This window comes from Caulobacter sp. GW821-FHT12A07, from assembly GCF_058807655.1.
The window spans coordinates 184,961-193,899 of the sequence record NZ_JBXAQX010000011.1; the positions used below are offsets into that span (position 1 = coordinate 184,961).

At 71.3% G+C, this 8,939-nt stretch carries 1 protein-coding gene; it reads left to right on the forward strand.

The features are described 5' to 3' along the window. Window positions 1-62 precede the first annotated feature (62 nt). Window positions 63-8,657, forward strand: a complete 8,595-nt coding sequence (locus AC1RRS_RS20530) for a putative Ig domain-containing protein (protein WP_492856776.1) — start codon at window positions 63-65, stop codon at window positions 8,655-8,657. Window positions 8,658-8,939 lie beyond the last annotated feature (282 nt).

Consider the following 8,939-nt stretch of genomic DNA (forward strand, 5'->3'; position numbering starts at 1 on the left):
TTCTGGGGGCGAGCCTCGGGACTCCAACGGAATCGAGAGCCGCTGACTGCACCCTCTCAGCCATGACCTTCACCTCGGTGGGAGCCACGCAGACGCTGAACGCCAGCAGCTGCGACATCTTCATCACCTATGCGGGCGACAGCTTCTGGACCGGGATCCACTCGATCCAGGGCGAGAACGGGATCGACTATCCGGGGGAGGGGTACAGCAACATCTACCCCTATCCATCCGCGGACACGACGGTCACGACAGCGAACGCGACCTACAAGTTCCGGTCCAATAGCGCCTATTCCGACGCTTCGGCCACCGACATCTTCACGGTGACCCTGATGTCGGTGAACGCCAACGCGCCGGCGAGCGAGACCCTGACGCTCTATACCTGTCCGTCCTACGGCGGCGGGGCCACCTGTAACGCCACCAAGTCGGTGGGCATCACGGTGAACCTCAACGTTCCGCCGGCGGTGAGCTCGCTCAGCCCGACCAGCGGCTCGACCGCGGGCGGCACCAGCGTCGTTCTGACCGGCTCCAACTTCGTCAACATCACCGCCGTCACCTTCGGCGGCACGAACGCGACCGGCTACACGGTCAACAGCGCCACCCAGATCACCGCGACGGCCCCCGCCGGCTCGGCTGGTACGGTCAACGCCCGCGTCACCTCGTCCACCGGCGGCACCAGCGCCACCGCGGCCGGCAACCAGTACACCTACGTGGCCCCGCCGACCGTGACGAGCATATCGCCGACGGCCGGACCGACAGCGGGCGGCACAAGCGTCACCATCACCGGCACCAACCTCAGCGGCGCCACGGCGGTGAGCTTCGGCGGCACGGCGGCGACCGGCTTCACGGTCAACAGCGCCACCCAGATCACCGCGACCTCGCCGGCTGGCACCGGCACCGTGGACGTGCGCGTCACCACCGCCGGCGGCCAGAGCGCCACCAGCGCGGCCGACCAGTACACCTATGTCGCGGCCCCGACCGTGACCGCGGTCTCGCCGACCACCGGCAGCACGGCGGGCGGCACCTCGGTGACCATCACCGGCACCGGCTTCTCGAGCGCCACGGCCGTGACGTTCGGCGGCACGGCGGCGACCGGCTTCACGGTCAACAGCAACACCCAGATCACGGCGACCTCGCCGGCCGGCTCGGCCGGCACGGTGGATATCCGCGTCACCAATCCGGGCGGAACCAGCGCCACCAGTGCGTCCGACCAGTTCACCTATTCGGCCCTGCCGACGGTGACCTCGATCTCGCCGACGGCGGGCCCGACAGGCGGCGGCACGTCCGTGACGATCACCGGCACCAATTTCACCGGGGTCACCGCGGTGACGTTCGGCGCCACGGCGGCGACCGGCTTCACGTTCAACAGCGCCACCTCGATCACGGCGACCGCGCCGGCCGGTTCGGCTGGCACGGTGGATATCCGCGTCACGACGCCGGCCGGCTCCAGCGCCACCAGCGCGGCCGACCAGTACACCTATGTCACCGCTCCGACGGTGACCTCGGTCTCGCCGACGGCGGGTCCGACGGGCGGCGGCACGACCGTGACCATCACCGGCACGGGCTTCGCGGCCGCGGCCGGTACGGGCGCCGTCAAGTTCGGCGCGGCCACCGCCACCTACACGATCAACAGCAACACCCAGATCACGGCGACGTCGCCGGCCAACTCGGCGGGCACCTACGACATCACCGTGACCACGGTGGGCGGCACGAGCGCCACCAGCGCTTCGGACCAGTACACCTACGTCTCGGCCCCGACCGTGACCTCGGTCTCGCCGACGGCGGGTCCGACGGGCGGCGGCACGACCGTGACCATCACCGGCACCGGCTTCGCGTCGGCGCCGGGTACGGGCGCGGTGAAGTTCGGCGCGGCCAACGCCACCTACACGATCAACAGCAACACCCAGATCACGGCGACGTCGCCGGCCAATTCGGCGGGCACCTACGACGTCACCGTCACGACGCCTGGCGGCACCAGCGCCACCAGTGCGTCTGACCAGTACACCTACATCAGTGCCCCGACGGTGACCTCGGTGTCGCCGACCTCGGGTCCCACCGCGGGCGGCACGACGGTGACCATCACCGGCACGGGCTTCGCGGCGGCTCCGGGCACGGGCGCGGTGAAGTTCGGCGCGACCACCGCCACCTACACGATCAACAGCAACAGCCAGATCACGGCGACGTCGCCGGCCAACTCGGCGGGCACCTACGACATCACCGTCACGACGCCCGGCGGGACCAGCGCCACCAGCGCGTCCGACCAGTACACCTATGTCGCGCCGCCGGTCGGCAGCTCGCAGACCTACGGCTCGATCGTCGCCTACAACACCGGCTCGAACGCGACGACCAACATCGACCTGTCGCTCTACATCACGGGCGGCGGCACGCCGACCAACTACGCTGTCGGCTCGGCGACGACCGCTCAAGGCGGCAGCGTCAGCGTCAACAGCAGCGGGATCGCGACCTACACGCCCCCCGTCGGCTACCGTAACGCCAACGACAGCTTCACCTACACGGCGTCCAACGTCGGCGGCACCTCGGCGCCGGCCACGGTCACCGTGACCATCGGCAATCCGACGATCACCCTGACCCTGCCGGCCAGCACGGGCACCGTCGAACGCGTCTACAATTCGGGCGCCGCCGCCGTGACCTTCGCGGGCGGCCGGGCCAGCTACACCGTCAACAGCATCAACGGTCTGCCTTCGGGCCTGACCGACGCTGGCGGCGGCGTCATCAGCGGCACGCCCTTGGCCAACGGCGTGTTCACGGTCACCGTCAACGTCACCGACAGCTCGCTGGGCGCGGGTCCTTACAACGCCAACACCACGGCGACCCTGACGGTCAGCCTGCCGCCGGCGCCGGTGGTCTCGTCCTTCAGCATCAACGGCCTGACCTACAACAGCGGTTCGGCCACGGCGACGACCTTCAGCGCGGCTCCGCACGCCACCGAAAGCCCGACCGGCTACCAGGTCGGCGCCTCGTCCTACGGCGCTACGGTCAGCGTCGATAGCGGGGGCCTGATGAGCTACACCCCGCCGGTCGGCTTCCGCGGCACCGACACCTTCAACTACGTCGCCACCAACGCCGGCGGCACGTCGAACGTCGGCCAGGTCTTCGTGACCGTGGACGACCCGGTGTTCTCGGTCACCCTGCCGGCCTCCACCGGCACGGTGGGCGCCGTCTACAACAGCGGCTCCTCGGTGGTGACCATCAGCGGCGGCAATCCGCCCTACAACAACTTCTCGGCCACGGGCCTGCCCGCCGGCCTGACCATGGACAGCTCGGGCGTCATCAGCGGCACCCCGACCACGGCGACCACCGCCACGGTCGTGGTCACCGTCACCGACAGCTCGGGCGGCAACGGCAGCTACACCGGCACGGCCTCGGCCAACCTGACCATCGCCGCGCCGACCATCACCCTGTCGCCCGCCGCGGGCGCCCTGCCGGGCGGCCAGGCCGGCGTCAGCTACAGCCAGACCTTCACCAGCACGGGCGGCGTCACGCCGACGACCTTCAGCGTCACCGCCGGCGCCCTGCCTCCGGGCCTGTCTCTGGACACCAGCGGCGTGGCTTCGGGCACGCCGACGTCGACGGGGACCTACAACTTCACGGTCACCGCCACCGACAGCAGCGGCAACAGCTACACGGGCTCGGCCGCCTACAGCATCACGGTGAGCGCTCCGACGATCGTCGTGTCGCCCTCGACCCTGCCGGCCGGGACCGTGGCCGCCGCCTACAGCCAGACGATCACCGCCAGCGGCGGCACGACTCCCTATGTCTTCTCTCTCGACAGCGGGACTCTGCCCGCCGGCCTGACCCTGACGACCGGCGGGGTGCTCTCGGGCACGCCGACGCAAGGCGGGTCGTTCCCGATCACCATCAAGGCGACGGACGCGACCGCGGGCGGCACCTATAGCGGCACGCAGACCTACACCCTGGTCATCGGCGCGCCGTCGATCGCCCTGTCGCCCGCTTCGGGCGCCCTGGCCGGCGGCCTCATCGCCACCGCCTACAGCGATACGGTCACCGCCAGCGGCGGCACGGCCGGCTACACCTTCCAAGTGACCGCCGGCAGCCTGCCGCCCGGTCTGACCCTGTCGACCGGCGGCGCCATCAGCGGCTCGCCGACGGGTGGTGGAACCTACAACTTCACGATCACCGCCACCGACTCCAGCACGGGTTCGGGTCCCTATACGGGCGCGGCCGCCTACAGCATCACCGTCGCCTCGCCGACGATCACGCTGTCGCCGACCTCGCTCGCCAACGGCACGGTCGCCGCGGCCTACAGCGCCTCGATCACCGCCAGCGGGGGCACCACGCCCTACAGCTACGCGGTGACCAGCGGCGCCCTGCCGGCCGGCGTCACCCTGTCGACCAGCGGCGCGCTCTCGGGCACGCCGACGGCGGGCGGGACCTTCACCTTCGACGTCACCGCCACCGACAGCTCGACGGGGACCGGCGCGCCGTTCGCCGGCGTGCGGTCCTACAGCCTGACCATCGCGGCGCCGACCATCACGGTCTCGCCGACCAGCCTGACCTCGGTCGCGGTCGGTACGAGCGTCAGCGAGACGATCTCCGCCACCGGCGGCACCAGCGGCTACACCTACGCGGTGACCGCGGGCGCTCTCCCGGCCGGGGTCACCCTGTCCGGCGACGCGCTCTCGGGTACGCCGACGGCCGCGGGTTCGTTCAACTTCACGATCACCGCCACCGACTCCAGCACCGGCACGGGTCCCTACACGGGGTCGCGCGCCTACACCTGGGTCATCGGCGCGCCGACGATCACGGTCGCTCCGACTTCGCTGTCGAACGGCCAGATCGGCGCGGCCTACGTCGCCACGATCACCGCCAGCGGTGGCACCGCGCCCTACAGCTACGCGGTGACCAGCGGCGCCCTGCCGGCCGGCGTCACCCTGTCGACCAGCGGCGCGCTCTCGGGCACGCCGACGGCGGGCGGGACCTTCACCTTCGACGTCACCGCCACCGACAGCTCGACGGGGACCGGCGCGCCGTTCACCGGCGTGCGGAGCTACACCCTGACCGTCTCGGCGCCGACCATCACGGTCTCGCCCACCACCCTGGGCACGGTCGTGGTCGGCACGGCGGTCAGCCAGACGATCACCGCGTTGGGCGGGACCAGCGGCTACACCTTCGCGGTGACCGCCGGCGCTCTGCCGGCCGGCCTCACCCTGTCCGGCGACCTGCTCTCGGGCGTGCCGACGGCCTCGGGTTCGTTCAGCTTCACGATCACCGCCACCGACTCCAGCACCGGCGTGGGTCCCTACACGGGGTCACGGGTCTATAACGTCACGGTCGATGCGCCGACCCTGAACATGAGCCCGACCACCCTGTCGGCTGCGACCCAGCACGCCGCCTACAACGAGACGCTCACCGCCACCGGCGGCACGGCGCCCTACACCTACACCGTGACGTCCGGCACGCTGCCGACCGGCGTCACCCTGTCGCCCACCGGCGCCCTCTCGGGGACGCCGACCGTCACGGGAACCTTCAACGTCTTCATCCGGGCCACCGACTCCACGACCGGCGGCGGACCCTACATCGTCGAAAACTCCTACAGCCTGGTCGTCAACGTGCCCGCGCCGCCGACGCCGGGGGCGGTCTCCACGACCGTCGCCGCCAACAGCAGCAACAACGTGGTCACCCCGGCCCTGAGCGGCGTGCCGGCGACCTCGGTCACCGTCGCCACCGCCCCGGCTCACGGGACGGCCACGGTCAGCGGCATGACCTTCCTCTACACGCCGACGGCCGGTTACTCGGGCGCCGACACCTTCACCTACACCGCCTCCAACGCCGGCGGGCCTTCGGCTCCGGCCACGGTCTCGATCACCGTGACCGCCCCGGTCCTGGTGGTCGCCGGCTCGCCCGCGGGCGGCACGGTGGCGGCGGCCTACGCCGGCGCGACCTTCACGGCCACGACCGGTACGGTTCCCTACACCTTCACGGGTACGGGCCTGCCGCCCGGCCTGACCCTCAGCACCGCCGGCGTCCTTTCGGGCACGCCGACCGCCGGGGGGACCTACAGCACGGTGATCACCGCCACCGACGCCTACGGCGCCACCGGTTCGGCGACCTTCTCGATCACCATCGCCGCGCCGACCCTGTCGGTGACGCCGACCTCGCTGCCGACGGCCGACTACGGCACCGCCTACAGCCAGACCTTCCACGGGGTCGGCGGCGTGGCCCCCTACACCTACGCCCTCACCGGGACCCTCCCGACGGGCGTGTCGTTCAACACCTCGACCGGCGTGCTCTCGGGCTCGCCGACCGATGACGGCAACTTCCCGCTGACGGTCACGGCCACCGACTCGGCCGGCGGCTCTGGTCCCTACTCGGCCAGCGTCTCCGTCACCCTGTCGGTCAACGTGGCGCCGCCGCCGGTGGTCGAACCGACCAACACCTCGACCCCGGCCGGGGCGCCGACCACCATCGACGTCGCGCCGCTGATCGACGGCTTCTACGACACCGTCATCATCGTCCAAGCGCCGCAACACGGCACGGCGACGGTCAGCGGAGGGGCGTCGCGGATGCACTCGCAAGGCTCGGGCTCGGTGCAGATCATCTACACGCCGAACCCCGGCTACTATGGCTCGGACAGCTTCACCTACGCCGCCACCGGTCCTGGGGGCACCTCGTCGCCGGCCGCGATCAGCGTCGCCGTCGCCGCCCCGGCCCCGGTCGTCGTCAACGACACCGCCACGCTCGCCGCCAATGCGACGGTGAACATCGCGGTGACCGCCAACGACACCGGTCCGATCAGCACCATCGCCATCGCCACGGCCCCGAGCCACGGCACGGCGACGGTGTCGGCCCTGACCGTCAACTACGTCCCCGCCACCAACTTCTTCGGTACGGACACCTTCACCTACACGGCCACCGGCGAAGGCGGCACGGGCGGTCCGGCGACGGTCACCGTCACGGTCACCCCGCTGGCCACGCCGACCCAGACCGCTCAGGTCATCACCGTCCTGGCCGGCCAATCGGCCACCCTGGCGGCGACCCAAGGCGCCACGGGCAGCCCGTTCACGAGCGTCACCGTCGCCACCGCCCCGACCAAGGGCACGGCCACGATCAACGGTCTGAACATCGTCTACACCCCGGCCGCGGGCTTCTCGGGCGCCGACGCCTTCACCTACCGGATCAACAATCCCTTCGGGGCCTCTGATCCGGTGCCGGTGACGGTGACGGTCAACCCGGCGCCGCTCACGGCCCCGCCGATCACCGTCGAGATCCTCGCCGGCCAGAAGGCGGTCGTGAACCTGGTGACCAACGCCAGCGGCGGGCCGTTCATCGGCGCGGCGGTGGTGGCGATCACCCCGGCCAACTCGGGCGCGGCGGTCATCACCAACCCCTCGACCGGCGCCTACACCCTGACCTTCACCCCCGACAACGCCTTCGCGGGCACGGCGGTGGTGACCTACACGCTGAGCAACGCCTTCGCGACTTCGGCCCCCGGCCGGATCAACGTGATCGTCACGGCTCGTCCCGATCCCTCGCAGGATCCGGAAGTGAAGGGTCTGGTCGCGGCTCAGGACGCGGCGGCCATCCGGTTCGCCGACGCCCAGATCAGCAACTTCAGCCGTCGCCTCGAGCAACTGCACAACGGCGGTGGCGCGGGTCGCGGGTTCGGGGTCAGCGTCCGCGGCGGCAACACCGAGCGGGAAGACGGGCTGGAAGCGCGCGAGCGGTTCCGCAAGTACGCCAGCCTCGGCATGAACGACGCGGCCGATCCGTCCTCGCCGCTGCTGCCGGCCGCCTCGTCGGCCGACGCGGCGCCCGGGAACGACGGCGAAGACGGCCAGGCCGGTCCCCAGCGCTGGGGCGTGTGGGCCGCGGGTTCGGCCGACTTCGGGATGCGTGACACGGTCGGTTCGCAAAGCGGCTTCCGCTTCACGACCGACGGTCTCACCGCCGGCGTCGACTACCGGGTCAACGGGCAGTTCGCCTTCGGTGTGGGCCTCGGCTACGGCCGAGACTCAAGCCGGGTCGGCAAGAACGGCACCAAGAGCCGGGCCGAAAGCTACAGCGCCGGCCTCTACGCCAGCCTGCAGCCGAGCGAGAAGACCTTCGTCGACGGCGTCGTCGGCTTCGGGTCGCTCGACTTCGACAGCCGCCGCTACGTCACCACGACGGGCGAGCTGGTGACCGGTAAGCGTGACGGCGACCAGACGTTCCTGGCTCTGACCTTCGGGTACGAGCACCGGACCCCGACCAGCCTGCTGTCGCCCTACGGGCGCATGGCCTACAGCCGGTCGGTTCTGGACGCCTTCTCGGAGAACGGCGGCGGACCCTACGGTCTGACCTACCACGAGCAGACCGTGCGCAGCCTGACCGGCACGCTGGGCCTGCGCGGGGAGTTCGCCCGCAAGACCGCCGCCGGCCTGCTGGCGCCGCGCTTCCGGGTCGAGTACTCGCACGACTTCGAGAAGGCCGCTGACGCCATGCTCAGCTACACCGACTGGGTGGGCGGGCCGACCTACCGCCTGGCGGTGGATCCGATCGACCGCGACCAGCTGCGGCTGGAGCTCGGGGCCGACCTGACGGTCAAGAGCGGCTGGAAGATCGGTCTGGACTTCGACAACTCGGTGTCGAAGGACAGCGACAGCCAGGGGGTCCGCCTCTCGGTCCAGTCGCCCTTCTGATCGGGACGACGAACTGAAGACTAGGAAGGGCGGCGCCAGCAAAGGCGCCGCCCTTTTCTTTTCTCCTCCCCCGCGTCAGCGGGGGAGGGGGACCACCCCCGGGTCGCGCGAAGCGCGCGCCCGAGGACAGGCTCCGTGGTGGAGGGGGCGGCCGCGCGCACGGCGCTCCGTCACTCGCCCCCTCCGTCACGGCGCTGATAGCGGCGGGGGGGGGGGGGGGGGGGGGGGGGGGGGGGGGGGGGGGGGGGGGGGGGGGGGGGGGGGGGGGGGGGGGGGGGGGGG